Raw genomic sequence first — 21,563 nt, 5'->3', positions numbered from 1 at the left:
ACGCCTTGATGGCAATCGAACCAGTGACCCCGAGGTCTCTGGCCGTAAAATGCGGACTTTTAATTTTCAGCGAAATTATTGCGGAAACGCTATGAACACCTTTCCTTCCGTATCTAAGAACTCGTCGAATAGGAGGACTGATTTCTGACCTCCCCTGCCTGCCGGCCAAGGGTCCTGGACCCAAAGCGTCTTGCCCTTGCCATCATCGGAATACCCGGACACGACGTAGTAGTGGATGGTGCTTCCCACGACGAATACGCGGTCGTTATCGATTTCTGCGCGGACATCTTCCCAGGTCGGCTTGGCGATGAATTGCCCGCCAGTGGCGTCATGGTTGAACGCATTCCATTGACCGCGCACCAGCTCGACAATCTTGCTCTTGTGGTTTTCGCCAACATCCTCGGTGACGTCAGCTGAGCTGTCGAGCACCTGAGCCAGGTCCCACTTTTCACCGAGGCTCAAGTCGGCCTGGGCAAGCGCTGCAGTGCTCGCCCGTGCTATTTCGTATTGCGACATCTGCGGCAAACCGTAATATTGCCGCACCATCACTTCGGCTGCAGCAAAGCACCAGCTTGGCGTTTCCTGAGCAATCAAAGTCGGGGAATTGCTGACTGACGGCATCTCAAATTTCCTCCGGAAACAAACTGAATCAAACGGTTGATTGTGTATTAGCAACAAGGAGATGAGGGGCGGATCCCGGCCCCCAACTCGCGCTCTAGAAAAGTGCGTCGATGGGCTCGCTGCCGAGCAAGGCATCAAACTTGTAGAGAGCAGCCTTGAGCGAAATTAGCTCCGAACCGGACGCATCAATGTCAACGATCCGGGGTTGAGCGTCGTTCAACTCTTGGACGACATCAGCGACGGAAGCGATATTGGTCTCGATTCCCTCGCACATCGCCTGCAACTTCCCGTAGAATAGAGAGATGTCCGTAAAATATGCCAGCTTACGTCGCGCCGCCTTTTCATTCTGGTGAAGAGTGTCTTCCGCCACCTCCAATTGCTTGATGGTGCGGGTGTACTCATCCCGCTGGCTTTGCAAACTCGACAACAGGTCACGGGTTGCATTGAGCCGTCCTTCATCATTTTCACGCTCTTGCCGATATCTTTGCCTCTCGTCGTTCAGCGAGCGGATCCGAGCCTCGTCCTGATCGACCAGGGTGATGATCCCCATGATTGCACGGTCGAGCCCGAGACAAAAAATTGACCTGACGATGCTCGCCGCCGACTTGTCGTTTAGCTCGTCCAGCTTTCGGCGATGATGGGCGAGTTCGACCTCGGCGGCTCTCATCTGATCGACCAACTGCCCGATCCGCTGATTGAGAAGTTCAGCGTCTTGCTCATCCTTGTGGATCTCGATGCTGACCTTGGCAATCTCCTGTTGTATCCCAGTGATCTTTTGGTTCAACAGACCCAGGTCGGAAATGATTGATTTCACGAGCTCGGACGTAACCTGTTGCTCCTTGGCATACATGTGCTCACCAAGCTTCGCTTGGGAGTGCAGATAGTCCACGGTATCCGACATCGCCAAAATCGATGCCGTGGCTTCCTCTGTCTTTTGCTCCTTCAAAAGCTCCGAGGCTTGTGTCAGCTGCTGGAGAATTGTCTTGAATTCGACAACCGCCTGGCTGCCAGTCTGTTCATTCCCTGCGATTGCAACGTTGTTCATGATCATGTCTCCTGCAAGCATTGAGGATCAGGCCGCGCGAGCCTGCTCGATCAAAGCACGCTGCTGTTCGAGTTCGATGGTGGCACGGCGGGATTCAGACAGGTCCTGCTCGACGATGCTGCTGAGATTTTTCGCTAGCTCCGGCGCCCGGCGAATGGCCTCTTCGATGGTCGGTGAATCCTGCAGGTACTTCACCGCCTTCGCCTGCGCTGCGCCGGCGGATTTCAGATAGTCACCGGACAGACCGTTCAGCGCGACCCACTGGCACATGTAGATCAGGAAGGTCTTCATGAACTCGGGAGCCTGGTACTCGGCGAGCCGGTCCTTGGCGTCGAGTTCCTTCAAGTCCTCAATATCTCTCTGAAAGCCCTCGTTGGTCATGCGACCGCAATAGTTGGACATCTGATCCCAGAAGAGCGATGCGTTCGTCAACGTGCCGATGATCTTGCCAAGTGCATCGATCGCGCTGTGCAGGGAATCGACCGACAATGTCGCGTTACCCTCCTCAATCTTAAGATTCTTCAGGGATTCCGCGTAGCCAGCCATGGCGACCAGCGACGCCCGCTTCTGGTTCTCAAGTTCAATCTTCTGATTGAGGAATTTCATTTTTTCCTCGTGGATCGAGTCCTCCGCATTTGCAGCTTTGCTGGCCATCTGATTGGTGGCGGCTGCCAGATCCTTGAGCGTCGCCCCAGCTGCTGCATATGCCTTGGTTGCGGCGTTCGCATCCTTCTCAAGTGCGTCGACCTTCGCCGCCATCTTGTCGAGCTCCGCGGCTGCCTTCGCCAGATCCTCCTTTTTGGCATCGCTCTTTTTCTTCAATGCGGCTATGTCGGCATCCTTGGCTTTGCCGTCCTGTTCCATTTTGGCCAGAGCTTCGTTCAACGCATCGAGCTCGGACTTGATCTTGTCGTTGGTGAGTTTCTTGCCCGACTGCTGGTCCTGAGCTTCGATAAACTTCCTCTGCGCGTCGTCGGACTGCTTCTTGGCTTCGTCGGTCCCGGCTTTGGCGGAGGTGATCCGATCGTTCTTCTCGATGGAATTGCCGGCTTTGTTCAAGACCGTCCCGACCGGATTTTGGGATGCCGTGAACGCTCCAAGGCCGGCGCCGATCGCGCCGGTAATCGCGCCAACGACACCCATCACCAGCGCTTTCGTTGCCTCCTTCTCTTCACGAGTTTTGGCTTCCTCGTAGAGCGTCTGTGCATTGGAAATCTGGCTGACGAGTTCCTGCTGATTGACCTGCTCAGCGTTCTGCTTCGCGATCACCTCTCGTTCCGCCTTCTCAGCGGCCAGCAATCGGTCTCGTTCGCTGGCCTCCTCTAGAATGGTGTTGGACTTCGCTCTGCTGGATTCCACTTGCAGGCCCTTGAACTTGTCGGCAAGCACCCCGGCCTTTTCCGACATGTTGCTCGAGCACGTTTTGCAATGCGCCAGCTTCTTGATCGCGAGCGGCTCCTGCCCCTTTGTCAACCAACGGTAGGACTGCTGCAAAAGGTCGATGATGTTGCGGGTCTCGGCTTCGAACGAGGTCATCGTGATAACGCAGTCGTTGCACAGCATCGCCAGGCGGCTCTGCAAACCGGCGATATCGGCTTGCAATGCCCCACCCTTGGCGCCAGCAACGCCGTTATAAGCCACATGGAACAACTCCACGGACAGATCCAGGTTCTGGGTCACATCCTTAAGGCTCAGTTGGCCCATGACCGCCTTTGCCTCTCGCTGCACCAGCGGATCATCGAAGGCTGGCACGGTCCTGAGGCTATATTCGCGATGATCGACAGTGACGATGGCATTGGAATCCTCGGCTGAAATTCCAGGCATGGACGTTCTCCTTTTTCGGATCAGATGAGAGCAAGAGTGTTGGGCCGAGCGAGTGAGCGTCCGCACGGCAAGCACGCGAGTAAGGAGATGTGAGGAGAGATGGTTGCTTTCCGACTAGGCCGTGAGGTCGCGGGAAGGACTGGTGGATCAGCCTTTCAGTTCCATCAGCTTTCCCTGCAGTTGCTGTAGAGCGTCCAGCTGGTCGGAGATTGCCGTCAGAATGTCGTTGAACGCCTCGATATCCCCTGCGCTTTCAGGCATCGGCGCATCTTCGGAAAGATCAGCGTCGACGGTCCACGGCCGCAGTGCGCGGGACAAAAGGTTGTCGGCTGTATTCTGCGCGAAGTCGAAGGTTTCCAGGAACACAGATTCCATTGCGCGCGCCATCGGCGTGGGAAGCTCCAGCGCAAGAACGCCAAATCCACCTGTCGTTGCCGCACCGTCGGGCAATCCGGAGTAAAGCTCACCGATCTTTCCGAACCGGGCATGCTCGCCCAATCTCGATTTAATCGGCCGCGAGGTAACCCCGACATAGGTCGGAACGTATTTGTTTTCATGGAATGAAGACTTCAACCAGAGGCAGTATATTCCAGAGCCGTCCAATCGCAGGCTAGAGATGCGCTGCGTCACTGTCAGCAAATCGCCTTGAAGCTGATATGATCGCGCGCCGACGAAACCCCATACATACTGAATAACTTGCGCATAGTGCTCGGCATTCATCGGAACACACTCCATGAGTTGAAACAATTCAAATATTGCAAAAGGTTAGGCTTGTCCTTCCAGTGCATTGCAAAATGACTTTGCCTAAATCGATGGCACAACAGGGCAGGTACTAATGTTGAAGATTACCCGGACACGATGCCGTTTATAAATTGATTTAGCAATGCAACATACAATTTATAGTTGCTTTTCGGTATGCGGCGCGTCAAAATAGAACGTTGCGAACTGAACCACTTTAATGGGCTTGCAATCGCCGCCCAGGAGAGTTGAGCGTTGGCGTACTTCTCTCGCCAACACACTAGAACTTTCGCAAATTTGTATCATTCGTTCGTCGCCGGTCTTGAAAGCGGCCAAAGACGCGTCAATGTCGTCGAACTTCTTGAGATAGCGCCGAACCCTAGGTTCCTGACGCCGAAGGAGATCTTCAGCCAGTACCTGTTGGCTACGAAGGGTCAAAGCATGTAGGTTTCTCGCGATCGTTGCATTCAATCTGGAACCATCACGGGTACGTTCTAACTCGAAGCGCGACATGCCAATAATTTTAAGGGATTCCCCTTGGATATTTTGGAATGGCACGATGCCCTTCGCCGCTAAATCTGGTTGATCGACGCCGCCTTTACCACATTGTTGAGCGCAAGGTTCCGATCAAGGAAATGTCGCGCCAACTCGGGCGTTACCGCTCGACGATTGATCGCGAGATCAGGCCTAGTGAATTCGATCATCGCGAGTCGCCCGAATAAACCGACTACGTCCCGACGGTTGCTGACGACATCCGCAAAGAGCGGCGGCGGCGTTTGAGGAAGCTTATGCAGCACCCGCAAATACGCGAACTGGTCATTGTGCAGCTGAGGGCGGTGTGGACGCCGGCACAGATCGCCGGTCGCGTGCTGTCGTTTCGATCGCGAAGACGAGCCACTGCGACGGAATAGCACGGGCGTGGCAAGGATTTCTCGATGCAATGGTACGAAACATCGGATTTTCACTCCGCAAAGCAGGTCTCTAGTCTGGGACGTCTGAACAGGAGCGTGAACAGATGCCCGCGAACATATCCGCCTACCCGCCGCTGCGGGGCATGCCTCAGCTACCCGAGGTGGTGGAAGGATATCTTGAACCGCGTCACCCGCTCCGCGGCGCAGTCCTCGTGCTTGGCAATTTCGACGGCTTCCATCTCGGCCACCAGGCGCTCACTCGAATAGCCCACCAGCTTGCTGCCGGACGGCCGGTTTCGGTCATGTCGTGCGAGCCCCATCCCCGCAGCTTCTTCGGAAAGGAAACTGCCCCTTTCCGGCTGGCGACGCCCGCCACCAAGCGCCTTCAACTATCGTACTACGGAGTGGATTTCATCTATTCGCCCCGCTTCGACCAAGCCTTTTCCGGTCTTAGCCCGCTGGAATTCGTCGACCGCGTTCTCGTCGAAGCGCTCGGAGTGCACCATGTAATCGCCGGACCCGACTTCCGCTTTGGCAACCGTCGTGCCGGCGATATGGCGCTGCTGTCAGAGCTGGGCGGCACCAGAGGTTTCGGCGTCAGTATCGCGCCCGATGTCACCCATGCGGGCGTCCGCATCTCCTCCACGCTGGTTCGGGCTGCGATCGAGGCCGGGGACCTCTTGGGTGCCACCCAACTCATGGGACACGGCTGGCTTGTCGAAACGGAGCGCACAGACAAGGGCGGCCTCCGGCTGCATCCTACCCTGTGCATTCCGCGGGCGGGCCACTATTTCGGGCGCACCGAGGGACGCAGTGAGCCGATGCGCATGGAAATTGCCGTCGACGGCGCGTTCAGACCGCTCGGACCACACCCGCTATCGGTCTTGCACGACATGTGGTGGCTGCAGGGGCAGGTCAGCTGACGAAAATTCGGACGGCCCCCCCGCCACCCGCTAGGAGCGTGGCTCCCCCTTTTTTCATCGGCTTGCAACGAAGCTGCGGCGCCTCCGCGCCGTCTGAAAGGAAGACAATGACGATACAGCATCTGCCCGCCACCGCCTATGTGGCCATGTCCTGGAAGAATGGGACTGGCTCTACAGACGAGATCTGCCTGCTCCCGGAGGGAGCTTCGCGCGATGCCTTCGAATTGAGGATAAGCCGCGCGATAATTTCAACGCCCGGTGCTTTTTCCGCGTTCGCAGGCGCAGAAAGGACCATCACCCTTATCGAGGGCGACGCTCTCGCCCTGGAATTCGATGATCATACAGTGGAACTCTCCATCGGCCAGCACCATCACTTTGATTCCGGCCTGACGCCGATCGGTGTCCCAAAAGGCGGACCGGTACGCGTCGTCAATGTCATGGCTGCCCGGCACATCTGGCGTCATGCTCCGGCTGAAATCCGCACCGAAGATACGCTGCTGCAGCCTGCGCCACTGGGACTGGTCGTCGTATTCGCATTGCGCGGTGCAGCTGGGCTGTCAGATCAGCTGCACAGCATCACCTTGGACCAGGGCGATTGCGCCCTTCTGGACGCACCCGCCCGGTTCACGTCCGAGGACGGCTCCGCCATCCTCGTCGTGCCGCTGCTGGCGGCATCGCGCTGTTAATCTCGTCCTTGCGAGGCAGGGCCTGCCGGCCGGCCTCGCGCTCGATCAGGCGGCCGACGAACCGTTCCTGAAGACCTCGACGCAGCATTCGATGAAGCGCCGCGCCGGACCGGAAAGCACCTCCTCCTTACGGTGGGCGATAACGATCGACGAAGGGGCCTGCTGACCGACCAGAGGCCGCGCCACGAGTTTCATGCCGTCATAGGTCATGTCTGCCGCTGGCTTGGTAACGAGGAGCGCATAGCCAAGTCCATGTCCGACAAGCCCACGCACCATTTCGAACGACATGGAGCGGTAGGCGATCAGCGGCTCGACTCCCGCCGCGCGCATGACGCCAACGAAATAGTCCGCGCTCGGCGGCGCGTCGAGCAACACCATCGGCTCTTCCGCCAGGTCCGTCGCTTCGATCTCAGGTTGCGAAGCGAGACGATGGCCGTCTGGCAAAAGCACGTGAGGGGACAGATGATCGAGCGCGATTTTCTTGAAGTCGTCGGTAAGGTCGATATCGTATAGCAACGCAAGCTCGCTCTCGCCGGCACGCAGGCTTTCGCTCAGCCGACGCTGGTCGCCCTCGACAAGGCGGATGTCGATGCCCTCCATACGCTGGATCAGCCGCGGCATGATGAAGGGGCCGAACGTGTGGAAACAGGCGACAGACAGCCGGCTTCCGGCATTCGCCCGTGCCGCGGCCAGCGACCGGGCACCATCTATTCGCATTGAGGCGCCGTAGGCCCGATTTGCGTAGATAAGCGGCGATCCCGAACGGGAGATGTGCAGGTCGCGTACCGCGCACAGGAACATGTAGTGTGTCCCGACCTTTTCCGAGGTGAGCAGTCGGCAATCGAATGCAACGAGCGGGTCTATGATGCGGGGTGCGCCAGAGGGCATCGGGGACCATTCGGCACACTCGAACTTGTCGCTCACCTCTTCCTTGAAACGGCCGGCAAAAGTGTCGGAGATATAGGACTGGTCGTCTCGCAGCACGTTCACGCAGAGGACGCCATTCTCGACGATCTTTGCGGCGGCCGGACTGAGGTGATGGACGCAGACGAGCATGGTCGGCCACGCGCTGTCGGCCGATACCGAGGCCATTGCCGACACCGTTACGCCTGCGCGCCCGGCAGGCCCGTCCGTCGTGACGATGTTCACCGTACATGCGGCATGGCTCATTCCTTCGAGAAATTTGAGCCGAATGGTCTGTTCGATCTTGGTGTCCAAGCCCCGCACTCCGTCTTTGCAACTGGTTGAATGACCGCTCGAAAGCGGAAGAACGAGTGCATTGTTCCAAGACGAAGGCCGGGGGAAAAGAATGCTTTTCTGGCGTTTTGCCTCAAGAAAAACTTGGAAAGGCGAGCCTGTCAGCCCTCGGAGCGCGTCTGCGGTATCGACGCCATGCCAGGCAGGCTGCCCTCGCTGATCAACTCACGGCAGAGCCCCTCCAAGGCTTCCGCGACACGTGAACGCTTCAGTTCCTTCAGGCTGGCGAGGCCCAGCTTCATAGGAGGATAATCGTCCTCCAGCTCGACATAGGCGAGCGGATAGCCATTTTCGGCGCTCATGTTGCGCGGCCGAACTGTCATCATCGAGAAGCCAATCCCGGCGCCGACATAGGAACGAATGGCGGCGGGAAGGCTGGTCTCTGCCACGACCCTCGGCGCAATCCCCGCCCGCTCGAACAGCGAGAGGAAGTATTGCCGGGTCAGCGGCAAATCGAGCAGGATGAACGGCTCCTGCTCAAGTTCGGTCAGCTTCAGCCGCGGACGCACCGCCAGCGGATGGTCGGCGGAAAGGAGAACATAAGTCGGCAATTCGGCAAGCGGCACGAAGTCCATGTCGGCCGTCACGCTCAATTCATAGGTGAGCGCCACATCGATGCGGGCGTTGCGCAGGCCCTCCAGCAACTCCGCCTCGCTTCCCTCGGTGACGTGCAGCTGTACGTCGGGATAGCGCGCCACGAAGCTCTTCCAGAGCTCGGGCACGATCAGTGGCGTAAAGGTCCGGAACGATCCGAGATTGATCGGCCCGGCCACTACGCCCATGGCCGAGTTTACCACATCGTAAAGGCCCTGCGTCGTGCGCAAGGCCTCCTTCGCTGCAACCAGCAGCCGCTGGCCGGCGGGCGTCAGCGACAGGCCCTGGGCATGATGACGGACAAACAACTGGGCGCCGAATTCCACTTCAAGATGCAGGATCGCCGCCGAAATCGACGGCTGGGAAATGTTCACCTGCTCAGCGGCGCGGGTCACACTTCCCGTCTCCGCAGCCGCGATGAAGTAAGTCAGTTGTCGTAGGGTGAAGCGCATAGGGAGTTCCTGTCCAGCCGCGACCCAGCCAGGAGGTCGGCACAGTTAAGTTGCGTCCGTGGTATGCCTTTCCACGGCCAGGGCGGGATATTCTGCCGCGTTGGGACAGAAATCCACTTCTTTCGCGCACGGGCGCAATGCTGCGTAGAGTATGCGGGCGCATTTCCTTTCATGCGGGCAACGGTCGCACTTGCGCGCCATCTCCAAGAGCTCGTAGCGCCCGGCCGACGCCAGCGCCCCTGCGGTTTCATGAAACTCGGCCATCCGTGCCAGGCGCTCAAGCACGTCCGTCCGCTGATGCGCGGCATGTTGAACTTCTGTTGCCGTAACGCCAAAGCCGGCCGCACCGGCCTGCGTCAGGGCCGAGAGGTTCCGTCGGTTAACGAGCCTCGACTTGATATTGCGGGTCATTCGCTCAATTGCGGACATCATCTGCTCCGGCTGTGCATTGGTCTGCTTGACATGACCACGTGCCGCTCGAGAAACAAACCAGCATCTTCGGAAGCCTGGCCTCAGCATTTCCGATGCACCTTCACGACCTCTCGGCGAGGACATCAAGAAGGCGGTCGAGCATGCGGTCGCAGGCCGACAGCTGATCGGTCTCGATATATTCGTCCGGCTTGTGTCCCTGCTCCATATGTCCCGGCCCGCACACCGCCGCGGGCACGCCAAGCAAACTTTGGAAGAGCCCGGCCTCAGTGCCGAAGGCGACCTTGCATGCCGGCCCGTCGTTCTCTGTCACACGGCGCAGGAGCTGGATGACATCAGCTTCCTCGCTCGTATCTAGACCGGGATAGGCATTCACCTCCTCGACGGCGATCGCCGCCTTCGGGAAGCATTCGCGATGCGGCGCGACGATGGCTTCTGCACCGTCGAACAGGCGGGCAAGGATCTCCGCCGGGTCGTCGGCGGCGACGTTGCGGATCTCGAAGTCGATGTTGCAACGGTCCGGGACGATGTTGAGCGCTTGACCGCCGCTCATGCGCCCGGCATGGATGGTGCTGAACGGAACGTCGTAGGCCGCATCCCGTGCACCGCTTTCGGCAAGCCGCTCCTGCTCGCGGCGCAGCGTGCCCAGGAAGTCCGCACCGAGATGCAGGGCGTTCAGGGCGGTGGGCGCAAGGGCCGAATGGGCGGCGTGGCCGACACAACAGGCGCGAAGAGCGACCTTGCCTTTGTGACCGGTTGCAATCCGCATGCCGGTTGGCTCGCCGACGATACAGACCATCGGCCGAGGTGCGTGGTTCGCCAGTTCCTCCAGCAAACCCCGAACGCCGACGCAACCGATCTCTTCGTCATAGGAAAAGGCCAGATGAAGCGGCGTCTGCATGTCGCGGCCGGCGGCGCGAAGGGCGGCGGCGGTCGCCGAGGCAACGAAACCCTTCATGTCGGCCGTCCCGCGCCCGTAGGCCCGACCGCCGTCAATCGAAAGACGGAAGGGGTCGCGGCTCCAGTCCTGGCCCTCGACCGGTACGACATCCGTGTGGCCGGAAAGCACGACGCCGCCGCGCCCTTGTGGCCCGATGGTGGCAAAAAGGTTCGCCCGGGTGCCATCGGCGCTTTCGACGAGCATCGTCTCTATGCCCTCCCCGTGCAGCAGGCCCTCAATGAAACCGATGAGCTCCCGGTTGGAGGTCCGACTGACGGTTGGAAAGGCAATTAGCCTCGCCAGGATTTCAAGCGTATTCATCACTTTATATCCGGATACGCCTCCCCCCTCCGCCACCTTGTCCCCTCGAGGGGGGAATACTGGGCCAGAGGAGGATGAGGGGGCACAATTGCCTCACCGACTGGCGAGGCTGCTTCTGCGCTACATGTCGCCAGGCACGCCGTAGCTTGGCGCGTCGGACGGGTTGAGGGCTCGGGCGACGTAAGCATCCATCTCGCCTTTCCAGCGCTCCCACAGCATCGCCAGTTCGCCGATAGGATCCTCGTCGGCCCAGTCCACGCGCAGATCTGCGATTGGCCAGGCCTGATCGCGAACGAGGATCATGCCGACCGAATGGACCGGACCTTCCTCTCCGCCCGCGGCCTCAGCGGCTCGCATGGCCGCCAGCAGCCGATCCCCGAGACCACGCCCTGCTGCCGCGGTGAAGGCCGCAACCATGGCCTCCGGTACCTCCGGAGCGGCCAACAGGTTGCCTGCGGCGACCATGCCCGGGCCTGTGGCGACGCGGTGGGTACCGAGCGTCCGCGTCCCGGAGAAGGATGCCGTCCGGCCCTCGGCGTCGACCAGGGCCAGCTGGCGGTATTCCAGATGTGGCGCGTCGCGCTTCAGCGCTTCGAGCGCATCTGCCGCCGACAGGCCGCCAGCCATGAGATCGAGCCCCTTCGGGCCGAGCCGCGGATCTGTGATGTTCTGCGTCGCCACCGCTCCCACGCCCGCCCGGGCATGGGCGCAGCGCGCGGCGACGCATGGCGAGGAGGAGGAAACGGCAACGCCGAACATGCCGGTCTCGGGGCAACGCGCAGAAATCGAGAAGGTCATCGCGCCCCTCCCTCAGGCGGCGTCGGGAATGACGGCGGTCGCTTCGATCTCGACCACCCACTCAGGTCGCGCGAGCGCCGGCACGACGATGCCGGTCGAGCAAGGATGGACGCCCTTCATCCACTTACCCATTTCCTGGTAGACGGCCTCGCGATAGCGGATGTCGGTGACATAGACGACGATGCGGCAAATATGCGCCATTTCGCTACCGGCCTCCTCCAGGAGCATCTTAATGTTTTCCATCGTCTTGGCGGTTTGCTTGGCCGCATCGCCAACATGCAGGCATTCTCGGGTGTCGAGGTCCTGGCTTACCTGGCCGCGCAGGAAAACAGTGGTGCCGCGAGCAACGACGCCCTGACTTAGGTCATTGTCGAGCTTCTGCTCGGGATAGGTCTGTTTGGTGTTGAAGGGACGAAGCCGCTTATGAATCATGTCTCTCATTCCATTTTCTTGAGCCGGCAGGCCCGGCCGGTGGGTTGTTTTGGAGCGAGGGGGCAGCCCTAATGGCCACTCCCCGGGAAGATCATTCCGCCGCGGCGCGCCTGGCGTGGGCGTCTGTTTCGTTGGAGAACCAGCTTGAGATGGCGCTGTCTCCCGGCGTCAGCGTGCGCCCCCCCATCACGCGGTCCGACAGGCCGGCTGCTTCCTTGACGAAGGCAAGCGGACCGTCCCAGTCGAAATTGCGATAGACGGCGGCCAGATGGGCGAACGGCGGTGATTGGGCGAAGAGCTGGAAGGTCAACCGGTGGCCGGCGTAGTCCGAGTTGAGGAGGTCGCGAGCAAAGGCCAACAGCTTGCGGCGATCGTCAGCGACCCATTCGTCGTTGATGCTGTAGTACTTATCGAGCCACGGCTTGGTTTCCGGATTCTCGAAGGACGCCGCATCCGGTGTCACACAGATCTGGCCGCCGCACAGTTCGCGGGCAATGTGCATCATCTCGTGTAGCTGCGAGCAAGCCAGTACACGACCCGTATAGAGCAGCGACTGGTTCGGCATCATCAGGCCGGCAGGCGAGCGTTCGCCAAGGGCGATCGCCGCGGTCAGATGCGCATTGATGCCTTCGCGGTACACGGCAAGCTGGGCGATCTTCTCCTGCACCGCCTGCTGCTTGTCGAGGCCAGTCTGGCGGGCGTTGAACAGCGCCGCGCCGATCATCATGTCGGCGACCTTGAGGTTGCGCTGGACAAAGGCGAAGGCGGAATAGCGGTGCAGCGTCGCGCGGATGAATGTCGCAGCCTTGGTATGGCGGTAAAACAGCACGTTCTCCCAGGGGATCAGCACGTCGTCAAAGATCACGATCGTGTCGACCTCGTCGAAGCCGTTGGAAAGGGGGTAGTCCTTTTGCGGAGCGCGGCCGGCAAAGCCGGTGCGGCAGATGAAGCGAAGGTTCGGGCTGCCGAGATCGCAGATGAAGCCGACGGCGTAGTCGCTCAGCGCGTTATTGCCCCAGTTGGCGATGGTGGGCTTGGTGAAGGCCTGGTTGGCGTAGGCTGCGGCGGTCTCATATTTGGCCCCCCGCACCACGATGCCCGCATCGGTCTCCTTCACGACATGCAGCAACATGTCCGGATCCTGGTCCTGAGGCGCCTTCGAGCGATCGCCCTTCGGGTCGGTGTTTGCCGAAACGTGGAAGGGATCCTCTTTCAGCACCCGGCCGATGTGCGTCTCAATATTCTTGGAGAACTGCGGATCGACTTCGTTGAGCACGTCCTGCCCGTCGAAGAGCGACCACATTTCACCTACGGTCTCGTCGCCGACGCGGGTCACGACGCCACCCACCTCATTCAGCAGGTGGTCGGTCGCGCGGCGCTTGGACCACCAATCGTCCTGGGTATAGGGCAACGCGCTGCCGAGCGCATTACGCTCGCCATTCTGCATCACGGTCATGATATCGCGGTGCGCGTCCTCATGCTGCATGTCGAAGATACGGGCCCGGATGTCCACGATCGGCTTGAACTGCGGATGGGTCGTGACGTCGCTCACGCGCTCTCCGTTTACCCATATGCGCCGGCCGTCGCGGATCGAGTCCTTGTATTGTTGACCTGTCCTGATCATCGGGATCCTCTTGGTTTCTTTTGGAAATTCTGGCTTTTGCCGCCGAACTGCTCGGGGGCTGGGCTGTGGTAGCAAGCTGCTGCACGGACCGAAAATATGGGTTTCCGTATCCATGCAGCGGTTTTTCCGATGCCGGAACGTAGCCCGCATCGGGCGTTTTTTTATTCGGGGCGGGTTTCCCAGGCGCCGTTGCGCACTTCCTTGATCTCGATCGCGACCGGGATCTGGGTCTGGCCGTTGGCGTCGAACGTCGTCTCGCCGAGCACGCCGTCGTACTTGATGGAGCGGATGGCCTTGGCGAGAGCTTCCTTGTCCTCGACGCCCGTTTCCTTGATGGCGGCCAGCATGATGTTCGTCGCGTCGAAGGCGTATTTCGTATAGGGGCTGGTCTCCTCGGCGAAGGCTCGCGCCTTGTAGTCGACATTCATCTTTTCAAGTTTCGGATTGGACTGTGCGGCCGGATAGCTGACCATGGTGCCGTCGGCCGCCGCCCCGGCGAGCGTCACGAATTCCGGATCATAGAAGCCAGAAATACCGATCATCGGAACCTTCAACCCGATCTCGACCATTTGCTTACGCAGGATACCGGCCTCGGCGATGACGCCGCCGAAATAGATCGCATCCGGCGCGGCTTCGCGCAGCTTGGTCAGCGTCGTGCGAAAATCCACCGTGCCGACCGGGAAAAGGTCCTTGGCGACGATCTCACCGCCCGCCTCGGTGAAGAATGTCTCGAAGGCCGCCGTATTGGCGGTGCCATAGTCGCTGGTATCGGCGATGATCGCGATCTTCTTGGCGCCGAGTTTGGTCGCCACCCATTCTGCCAGCGGCTTGTTCTCCGTTACCAGCGTCGGGGTGACGCGGGTGATCTCGGGCAGGTTCTGCTCGGTGATCTTCGGGCTGATCGCACCCCAGACGACCATGGGGACTTGAAAACGATTGAATACCGGCATTGTTGCGAGCGCGACCGGGCTGTTCCAATGACCAGTCGCCGCGACAACCTCAGGATCGTTGACGAGCTTGAGGGCCGCTGAGACGCCGGTCTGCGGATCGGAGGCGTCGTCAAGCGCCACCGGTTCCACTTCGTAGGGATAGCCGGCAGCGTTCGCCTGTTCAATCGCCAGCAGAAAACCGTTGCGCGCACCCAGGCCCTGCTGCGCATTGCCACCGCTGACCGGGCCTATAAAGCCCAGCTTGATGTGAGGTTTGTCCTGAGCCGCCACCGGCATCGCAAACAGGGCCGCAGACACCATCAAGCCGGTCACAAGCATGCGCCGGCGCATAGTCAGTTCCTTCATTCGTTCACCCTCTTGTTGTTGTTTCGGCTCGGCGGTTTTTACCGGCATGTCCCGGAAGCGTCGTTGCCTTCGCCGTGCTCGAAAGCTGCTGGATGAGGGCGCCAACAGAAAGTCGTAATTTCTGATGGTTTGGATCAGAAAACCGTTGCCAATCGCGAAGAGCTTCCGCTTGCTTCGGCCTGAATGACACCAATAATCCCCCCGGCATGGCGCCCGGTCTCGAGGAAGTCTCGAAAGGCCGCTGCCCAATAGTAAGGGAGGACTTCAATGGACGCTCTGGTTGCGCAGCATTTGCTCAACTGGCTGGTGCTCGCCAGCATTTATACTCTACTCGCGCTCGGCTTTAGCTTGCTATTCGGGGTTCTGGACGTCATCCATTTTTCCCATGGCGACGTCGCCATGGTGGCACCCTTCGTGGCGCTCCTCGCCGTACAGACCGTGGCAACCGTCGCCGCGCCAATGGGCGCGCCCGCCGCGCTCCTCCTGGCGATCCTCGTCTCCATGGTAGCAATCGGCCTGTTGGGCGTCCTCTTGGACTGGCTGGTGATACGACGCTTCCGTAATGCTCCGGCCATGATGGCCCTGGTCGCCACTGTCGCGCTTGGAACCGTCATCCGCGAAATGATCCGTACCTTCTATCCGCAGGGCTCGAACCCCAAGCCTTTCCCGGCAATCGCCTCGGGCTCGTTTGCGATCGGCGATTTCGTAGTCCCGGCCTTCAGCCTGATCGTGATCGGCGTCAGTGTCGCCATGGTCGTCGCGCTTTTCGCCCTTCTAACCCACACGCCAGTGGGCATGAGGATCCGCGCCGTCGCCGAAGACCGCAACATTGCGCGGCTGATGGCAATTAGCCCGAACCAGATCTTCGCCGTCACCTTCTTCATCGCCTCGGCGGTAGGCGCCATGGGTGCCGTGTTCTTCGTCAGCCATGCGGGCGTTGTGCGCTTCGACTTCGGTGTCCAGCTCGGCTTAATCGGCTTTTCGGCAGCCGTTATCGGCGGGTTGGGCTCGATGCAGGGTGCCATCCTTGGCGCCCTCCTCATCGCAGGCGTCGACGTGTTCGTGCAGATCGCTGTGCCCGACGGGGCATCCTACCGGCTCGTCTTTATGTTCGTGCTGACCATTCTGGTTCTGGTGCTCAAGCCCTCCGGCTTGTTGGGCAAACCCGTCTTCGAGAAAGTCTGATCCATGTCGCAAACCGAAATTGACACCGAAGTCCTGGCCATCCGTCCGGCGTTCGCAACGAATGCAGCAATCGTCACAGCGGTCGAGATCGGCGGAGCCGTCCTGCTCGGCGCGTTCCTGCTCACGGAAAAGACAGCAATCACCGTGCTCCTGCTCGCGCTGATGGGCGCGATCTTCGCCCTTATGCAGGTGCGCCCGCAGCTGGAAGAGCGCATCGTCAGCGCATTCCACGACCAGCGCCGCCTCGCCACCGCGCTCGGCGCGCTGCTCGTGCTCGCCTATCCCTTCTTCATGCAGGGGAGCAGTTACGTGCTGCATCTTCTCATCGTGGCCCAACTCTATGCTGTCCTTGCGCTGGCGCTGAACTTCCAGCTCGGCAGCGCCAACATCCCTAACTTCGCCACCGGCGCCTCCTACGGCATCGGCGCCTATACCTCAGCGCTGCTGGCGATCCATTTCGGTGTTTCCTTCTGGTGGACCCTGCCCGCATCAGCCGTGGTTGCGACAATTTTCGGCTTCCTTCTGGGCTTTCCATCGATGCGCACCAAGGACAGCTATCTCGCGCTCGTCACGATCGCCTTCGCCATCGTCATCCATCAATTGCTCAACAACTTCAGTTGGACTGGCGGCGCCAACGGCCTGGTTGGCATCCCGGCTCCGACCCTCTTCGGTCATTCCTTCGCTCGGCCGATCGAGATCTTCGGTTTCCGCCTACCTAGCCAGGCCAATTTCTACTACCTGTCCGCCGTTCTCGTAGGTGTGTCGATCATTGCCGCCAAGCGGCTGCATGACAGCCGCGTCGGCCTTGCCTGGAATGCGCTGCGCGCAGATCCGTTGGCCGCGCGCTGTCAGGGTATCGACATCGTGCGCTACAAGATGCTTGCCTTCGGCGTAGACGCCTTCCTCGCGGCTTTCGCCGGAACGATCTACGCCTTTTATGTAAGCTACATCTCGCCTGACAACTTCACCTTCCTCGTCTCGGTGACGATCATGACTATGGTGATCGTTGGCGGCATGGACAATACGCTCGGCGTCATCATCGGTGCATTCCTGCTGACAATACTGCCGGAAAAGCTGCGCATCTTCTCGGACTACCGGCTGCTTTTCGTTGGGATCGTCGTGATCCTTTTCCTCATCTTGCGCCCGCAGGGTCTCTTCCCGCAGCGCGCCCGCAACTACGGAGCCCATCAATGAAGAAACCGCTCCTGGAGGTTCGCGACCTGTCGATCCGCTTCGGCGGTCTCGTCGCAGTGGCGGAGGTCGACCTCGAACTCAATGCTTCCGAAATCGTCTGCATGATCGGCCCGAACGGCGCCGGCAAGTCCACGCTCCTCAACCTGATCTCAGGCATCTACACCCCGAGCCGGGGGAGCGTGACGCTGGAGGGACAGGACATCACTGGCTGGCCCGCCCACCGCATCGCGGCGGCGGGGATCGCTCGCACCTTCCAGTCGAGCCGACTTTTCAATGATCTGACGTTGCTCGACAACGTGCTGATCGGAATGCATACGCGCACGAGCACCGGGGTATTGCAGGCGCTGCTGCGCCCAGCCAAGGCCCGCGCAGAACTGGAAAGTGCGGCCGAACAAGCCAGCGCATTGATCCGCTCCGTCTCTCCGCATCTCTATCCACGGCGCCACACGCTTGCCGGCGCCCTGCCGCAGGCCGACCGCCGGCGGCTGGAAATCGCCCGCGCGCTCGCATCCGAACCAAAGGTCGTCATGCTGGACGAGCCCTCTTCCGGCATGGACGATCGCGATACCGATGCGCTCATCGCCGACGTGAGGCGGCTGATGGCCGAACGGCCGGGCCTCTCCTTCCTGATCATCGAGCACGACATGCGGCTGGTCGCGACATTGCCGGATCGGGTCGCCGTGATCGACTACGGACGGAAGATCGCCGACGGCGACTTCAGCCAGGTGCGGCTGCTGCCGCGGGTACAGGAAGCCTATCTTGGACAAAAGGCAGCCAATCATGCTTGAGATGAAGTCTGTAAGCACCAGCTACGGCCCCGTGCCGATGCTCCGTAACGTGTCGCTGCATGTCGGCCCCGGCGAAATGGTCTGCCTGTTGGGCCCAAACGGCGCGGGCAAGAGCACCACGTTCAACGCCATCTGCGGGCTGCTGCGCAGCGATGTAGGGAGCATCCGCATTGCCGGCAAGGATGTGAAGGAGAGCGGCACGGAGCGGCTCGCCAGTCTTGGCGCCGGCTTCGTGCCGGAAGGCAGACGTCTTTTCCCGACGCTAACCGTGCGAGAGAACTTGCGGCTGGGCTTCGATGCCGCCCGCAACGCGGCGCTCGATTTCAACGCGCAGATCGATCGCATGGCCGACCTCTTTCCGCGCATCCGCGAGCGGCTCGGTCAGAAGGCGGGCACCATGTCGGGGGGCGAGCAGGCCATGGTCGCGCTTGCCCGCGCGCTGATCGGGGATCCGGCACTGGTTGTCATGGACGAGCCATCGCTTGGCCTTTCGCCAAAGCTGATCGACGAATACTTCCAGATCGTCGCCCGCATCCGCAACGAGGGTAAGGCCGTTCTGCTCATCGAGCAGAACGCGGAGACGGCCCTATCGATCGCCGAGCGGGGCTACCTCCTCATTCGGGGACAGATCGTTCTCAGCGGTCGGAGCAGCGATCTTCTGAAGGACGACACGATCCGCCATCTCTATCTCTAGTCATCCTGTGGGCGATCCGTCCATGCGGCGCCAGCCGCCCGAATCCAGCCTCGTCGGCCGGATTCGGACGGTGCTGACAGGATGCGATGCGGAGCCTGCCAGGCGGTCTGAACGTTTTTCCGAACCAGCGGTCCAGCAAAGACTATTTGGGCAATGCAAGATCGCACGGTATTTCTCATCCAGGCAATTCAACGGCTGGCGGTCGAGCACCTCCCAAGGGGCCACCTGCCTTCCCGTTGCCCCTACTATCTTCCTTCCAGAACGGGAGCTTACCTTGACAGTGACCACCCAGCCAGAACGCATCGAAGTGGACGCACTCGGCCCGGTAGAAATACCGGCGGATGTCTATTACGGGCCACAGACGGCCCGCGGGATCACCAATTTCCCCATTTCCGGCATACGGATCAGCCATTTCCCGCATTTCATCCGCTCGCTCGCCTATGTGAAGATGGCTGCCGCCCGGGCGAATGTGCAGCTTGGCGATCTAGATCCGGCAAAGGGTGAGGTGATCTGCCGGGTCTGCGAGGAGATCGTCACCGGCCGGCATCATGACGCCTTTCCCCTCGACGTCTTCCAGGGCGGCGCTGGCACCTCGACGAACATGAACATCAACGAGGTCATCGCCAATCGCGGCCTGGAAATGCTCGGTCGACCGCGCGGTGACTATGCGGCCCTGCATCCCAACAATGACGTGAACCTCGCCCAATCCACCAACGACGTCTACCCGACCGCCATCCGCCTCGCCATCCTGTTCTCGCACAAGAAGCTTAGCCAGGCGCTGGAGCTTCTGGCGGCAGAATTCGAGGAAAAAGCAGGAAGCTTCTCCGACATCCTCAAGCTCGGGCGCACTCAACTGCAGGATGCAGTGCCCATGACGCTTGGACAGGAGTTCGGTGCCTTCGCCATTACCTTGCGTGAGGACGTGGTGAGGCTACAGGAGATCGTCTCTTTGTTCCGGGAAGTGAATCTCGGTGGAACCGCGATCGGAACAGGGATCAATACCAGCGCGGACTATCAGACGGCGGTTGTCGACGAACTTCGCGCGGTCACAGGCCTGCCTGTCGTCGCTGCCGCCAATCTAATCGAAGCGTGCTGGGACACGGGCGCCTTTGTCCTTTTCTCCGGCATGCTGAAGAGAACCGCCACAAAACTGTCGAAGATCTGCAACGACCTGCGCCTCCTTTCCAGTGGCCCGCGAGGCGGGTTGAACGAGATCAATCTCCCTGCCTTGCAGCCCGGCTCGTCCATCATGCCCGGCAAGGTCAACCCGGTGGTGCCGGAGGTGGTGAACCAGGTGGCTTTTCAGGTCATCGGCTACGACCTGACGATCACGCTCGCATCGGAGGCCGGGCAATTGCAGCTCAACGTGATGGAGCCTGTTATCGCCTACAATACGCTGCATTCGATCGATCTGCTCACAAATGCGATCGAGACGTTGCGCATCCGGTGCGTGTCTGGGATCACGGCCAATCCCGAGGCCTGCCGCAAGCATCTCGAGGCCAGCACCGCGGTGGCCACCGCGCTGACACCCGCGATCGGCTATGAGCGCGCTGCCCATCTCGCCAAGGAGATGCTTTCGAGTGGCATGACGATCCGGGACGTTCTTGCCCGGCACACCGATCTGTCGGAGGATCTGATCGCGCAGACCACCGACCTGCACCTGCTGGTGCGGCCGACATCCGCCAGACGGGCCGTGTGAACCGGCATTCTTCCATCCCCGCAGGGCGCCGCCAGCCCCTGCTCACTGCTCGGCGTTCTCCTGAACGCCGAGCATTTTTCTATGGGTGACGTGCGATTGATGTTCGGCGGCACTCCTCACATATTCGCATCTCAAGGCGCGTCTCACCGAGAGCGCCGGGCAACTCGATCGTGTCGATGACGAAGCACGCCGACTGATAGAATTTTCTGATCCAATGGATCAACAAATCGTCGTTTTCATTCTGACTGCCCATCCTATCCTGGAAGTCCATGATTTCGAGGTGGCAGCGTGAATCTCTACGAAGTCCTCAGGGTCGCTACTGACAGTACGTGTTCCGAGATAGACGCTGCCTACCGACAACGGACAGCAACGCCCCAAAGCGGTTTTCTCGGAAAACTAGTGCTGTCGCTGCAATTGTACGCGGACGTCGACTACGCCTATTCCATCCTCTCCAATCCACAAACGCGTCAACGCTACGACAGATCTCCAAGTGAATTTCTGGAGTTCTATCAAGTACCAATCGTGATCTAAAAGGAGATCCTAACATGATCGGCATCCATAAATCCGACCAACCGCTCCTGGACGCGGCCGCATGCGCGGCGCGCGGCGACCAAAACGCCGTCCGGGTCGCGATCAAACAATCCGAAGCACTGGCTGAGCGCAGCATTACGCAAGTTTTCGCCAGCCTCATTCAAGCGGCACGAGCATTTTTCCGCGCAATGAGAAAGGCGGATGCTGTTCAAGGGAAAGAAACAGCCCACCCCAGTCCGATTAGACGCGTCCCGAGATGAGATGCCTCGGTGAAGACATTCTCAAATTCCACTCGCCCGCTAGCCCTGTGGCACAAGGCTCGTTCTGATGCCGCGGGTGTGGTTATCGATTAGGCTCTCTGTGATGTCCTGAAGGCAGATGAACTCGGCCGAAACCGCCCACCGACGTCTTGGTGCTTGAGCTTGGCATTCTTCACTACCACCAAGACTTAAACCGCTTTTTCCAAGTGATGCGAGAGCTTGCGATAGATGATGGCACTCTCCTTTTAAATGAATTTCATCCCATTCAACGCAAACTGTACTGGGCAGAAGACCCGCACCACTACTTCCAGACGGATCGAAG

Annotated in this window: 22 protein-coding genes; 9 read left to right on the top strand and 13 right to left on the bottom strand. The window is 60.1% G+C overall.

The annotated features are described in order from the left end of the window. Positions 1–75: 75 nt before the first annotated feature. The 5 genes from IB279_RS34975 to IB279_RS34955 form a co-directional block, all read right to left on the bottom strand. Entirely contained in the window at positions 76–621 is a 546-nt protein-coding gene (locus tag IB279_RS34975; protein ID WP_192340988.1) for a C39 family peptidase, read from the bottom strand. A 94-nt stretch (positions 622–715) separates the two neighbouring features. Further along, positions 716–1,666: a hypothetical protein gene (locus IB279_RS34970; RefSeq protein ID WP_192340986.1), complete on the bottom strand. Its 951-nt coding sequence runs from the start codon at positions 1,664–1,666 to the stop codon at positions 716–718. Between the two features lie 27 nt (positions 1,667–1,693). Continuing rightward, complete coding sequence (locus IB279_RS34965) at positions 1,694–3,490, bottom strand: hypothetical protein (protein WP_192340984.1); 1,797 nt, start codon at positions 3,488–3,490, stop codon at positions 1,694–1,696. A gap of 147 nt (positions 3,491–3,637) precedes the next feature. Beyond that, positions 3,638–4,210 (bottom strand): hypothetical protein, encoded by a 573-nt coding sequence (locus tag IB279_RS34960; protein WP_192340982.1) that lies wholly within the window; start codon positions 4,208–4,210, stop codon positions 3,638–3,640. Between the two features lie 177 nt (positions 4,211–4,387). Next, positions 4,388–4,786: a hypothetical protein gene (locus IB279_RS34955; protein WP_192340980.1), complete on the bottom strand. Its 399-nt coding sequence runs from the start codon at positions 4,784–4,786 to the stop codon at positions 4,388–4,390. Between IB279_RS34955 and IB279_RS37770 the strand changes: the two genes are divergently transcribed. The 3 genes from IB279_RS37770 (at position 4,780) to IB279_RS34940 (ending at position 6,748) form a co-directional block, all read left to right on the top strand. After that, complete coding sequence (locus IB279_RS37770) at positions 4,780–4,950, top strand: helix-turn-helix domain-containing protein (RefSeq protein WP_192340978.1); 171 nt, start codon at positions 4,780–4,782, stop codon at positions 4,948–4,950. The genes IB279_RS34955 and IB279_RS37770 overlap by 7 nt on opposite strands. 293 nt (positions 4,951–5,243) lie before the next feature. Then, positions 5,244–6,062, top strand: coding sequence for a hypothetical protein (locus IB279_RS34945; protein WP_192340976.1), 819 nt, complete (start codon positions 5,244–5,246; stop codon positions 6,060–6,062). Positions 6,063–6,169: 107 nt separating this feature from the next. Next, positions 6,170–6,748 carry a HutD family protein gene (locus tag IB279_RS34940; protein WP_192340974.1) on the top strand — a complete coding sequence of 193 codons (579 nt, stop codon included), beginning with the start codon at positions 6,170–6,172 and terminating at the stop codon, positions 6,746–6,748. A 45-nt stretch (positions 6,749–6,793) separates the two neighbouring features. Here IB279_RS34940 and IB279_RS34935 read toward each other — a convergent pair whose 3' ends face one another. The 8 genes from IB279_RS34935 to IB279_RS34900 all read right to left on the bottom strand — a co-directional run bounded on the left by IB279_RS34935 (position 6,794) and on the right by IB279_RS34900 (position 14,890). Next, positions 6,794–7,966: a LysR substrate-binding domain-containing protein gene (locus tag IB279_RS34935; protein ID WP_192340971.1), complete on the bottom strand. Its 1,173-nt coding sequence runs from the start codon at positions 7,964–7,966 to the stop codon at positions 6,794–6,796. Positions 7,967–8,106: 140 nt separating this feature from the next. After that, positions 8,107–9,051 carry a LysR family transcriptional regulator gene (locus tag IB279_RS34930; RefSeq protein ID WP_192340969.1) on the bottom strand — a complete coding sequence of 315 codons (945 nt, stop codon included), beginning with the start codon at positions 9,049–9,051 and terminating at the stop codon, positions 8,107–8,109. Between the two features lie 45 nt (positions 9,052–9,096). Beyond that, complete coding sequence (locus tag IB279_RS34925) at positions 9,097–9,480, bottom strand: hypothetical protein (protein WP_192340967.1); 384 nt, start codon at positions 9,478–9,480, stop codon at positions 9,097–9,099. 103 nt (positions 9,481–9,583) lie between these two features. After that, a complete protein-coding gene (argE, locus tag IB279_RS34920) occupies positions 9,584–10,741 on the bottom strand; it encodes an acetylornithine deacetylase (protein ID WP_192340965.1) in 1,158 nt (385 codons plus the stop codon). Positions 10,742–10,861: 120 nt separating this feature from the next. Next, positions 10,862–11,539, bottom strand: coding sequence for a DUF1028 domain-containing protein (locus tag IB279_RS34915; protein WP_192340963.1), 678 nt, complete (start codon positions 11,537–11,539; stop codon positions 10,862–10,864). A gap of 12 nt (positions 11,540–11,551) precedes the next feature. Next, positions 11,552–11,971, bottom strand: coding sequence for a RidA family protein (locus IB279_RS34910; protein WP_156585511.1), 420 nt, complete (start codon positions 11,969–11,971; stop codon positions 11,552–11,554). 91 nt (positions 11,972–12,062) lie between these two features. Next, a complete protein-coding gene (locus IB279_RS34905) occupies positions 12,063–13,595 on the bottom strand; it encodes a 4-hydroxyphenylacetate 3-hydroxylase family protein (protein ID WP_192340961.1) in 1,533 nt (510 codons plus the stop codon). 161 nt (positions 13,596–13,756) lie between these two features. Continuing rightward, complete coding sequence (locus tag IB279_RS34900) at positions 13,757–14,890, bottom strand: branched-chain amino acid ABC transporter substrate-binding protein (protein ID WP_192340959.1); 1,134 nt, start codon at positions 14,888–14,890, stop codon at positions 13,757–13,759. A 267-nt stretch (positions 14,891–15,157) separates the two neighbouring features. Between IB279_RS34900 and IB279_RS34895 the strand changes: the two genes are divergently transcribed. The 6 genes from IB279_RS34895 to IB279_RS34870 all read left to right on the top strand — a co-directional run bounded on the left by IB279_RS34895 (position 15,158) and on the right by IB279_RS34870 (position 21,241). Further along, the gene (locus IB279_RS34895) at positions 15,158–16,075 is read left to right on the top strand and encodes a branched-chain amino acid ABC transporter permease (protein WP_192340957.1); all 918 of its coding nucleotides are present in this window, start codon (positions 15,158–15,160) and stop codon (positions 16,073–16,075) included. Between the two features lie 3 nt (positions 16,076–16,078). Continuing rightward, on the top strand, positions 16,079–17,269 hold the full coding sequence (locus IB279_RS34890; RefSeq protein ID WP_192340955.1) for a branched-chain amino acid ABC transporter permease: 1,191 nt from the start codon (positions 16,079–16,081) through the stop codon (positions 17,267–17,269). Next, positions 17,266–18,057, top strand: a complete 792-nt coding sequence (locus tag IB279_RS34885) for an ABC transporter ATP-binding protein (protein ID WP_192340953.1) — start codon at positions 17,266–17,268, stop codon at positions 18,055–18,057. The genes IB279_RS34890 and IB279_RS34885 overlap by 4 nt, the downstream gene beginning before the upstream one ends. Continuing rightward, complete coding sequence (locus IB279_RS34880; RefSeq protein ID WP_192340951.1) at positions 18,050–18,751, top strand: ABC transporter ATP-binding protein; 702 nt, start codon at positions 18,050–18,052, stop codon at positions 18,749–18,751. The genes IB279_RS34885 and IB279_RS34880 overlap by 8 nt, the downstream gene beginning before the upstream one ends. Positions 18,752–19,031: 280 nt before the next feature. Continuing rightward, positions 19,032–20,450: an aspartate ammonia-lyase gene (locus IB279_RS34875; RefSeq protein ID WP_375292975.1), complete on the top strand. Its 1,419-nt coding sequence runs from the start codon at positions 19,032–19,034 to the stop codon at positions 20,448–20,450. Positions 20,451–20,995: 545 nt separating this feature from the next. Then, positions 20,996–21,241: a hypothetical protein gene (locus IB279_RS34870; RefSeq protein WP_192340947.1), complete on the top strand. Its 246-nt coding sequence runs from the start codon at positions 20,996–20,998 to the stop codon at positions 21,239–21,241. Positions 21,242–21,563 lie beyond the last annotated feature (322 nt).

Origin of the sequence: Ensifer sp. ENS06 (genome assembly GCF_014852205.1) — a bacterium.
Lineage (GTDB): Bacteria > Pseudomonadota > Alphaproteobacteria > Rhizobiales > Rhizobiaceae > Ensifer > Ensifer adhaerens.
This window is presented reverse-complemented; position numbering and strand designations above follow the sequence as displayed.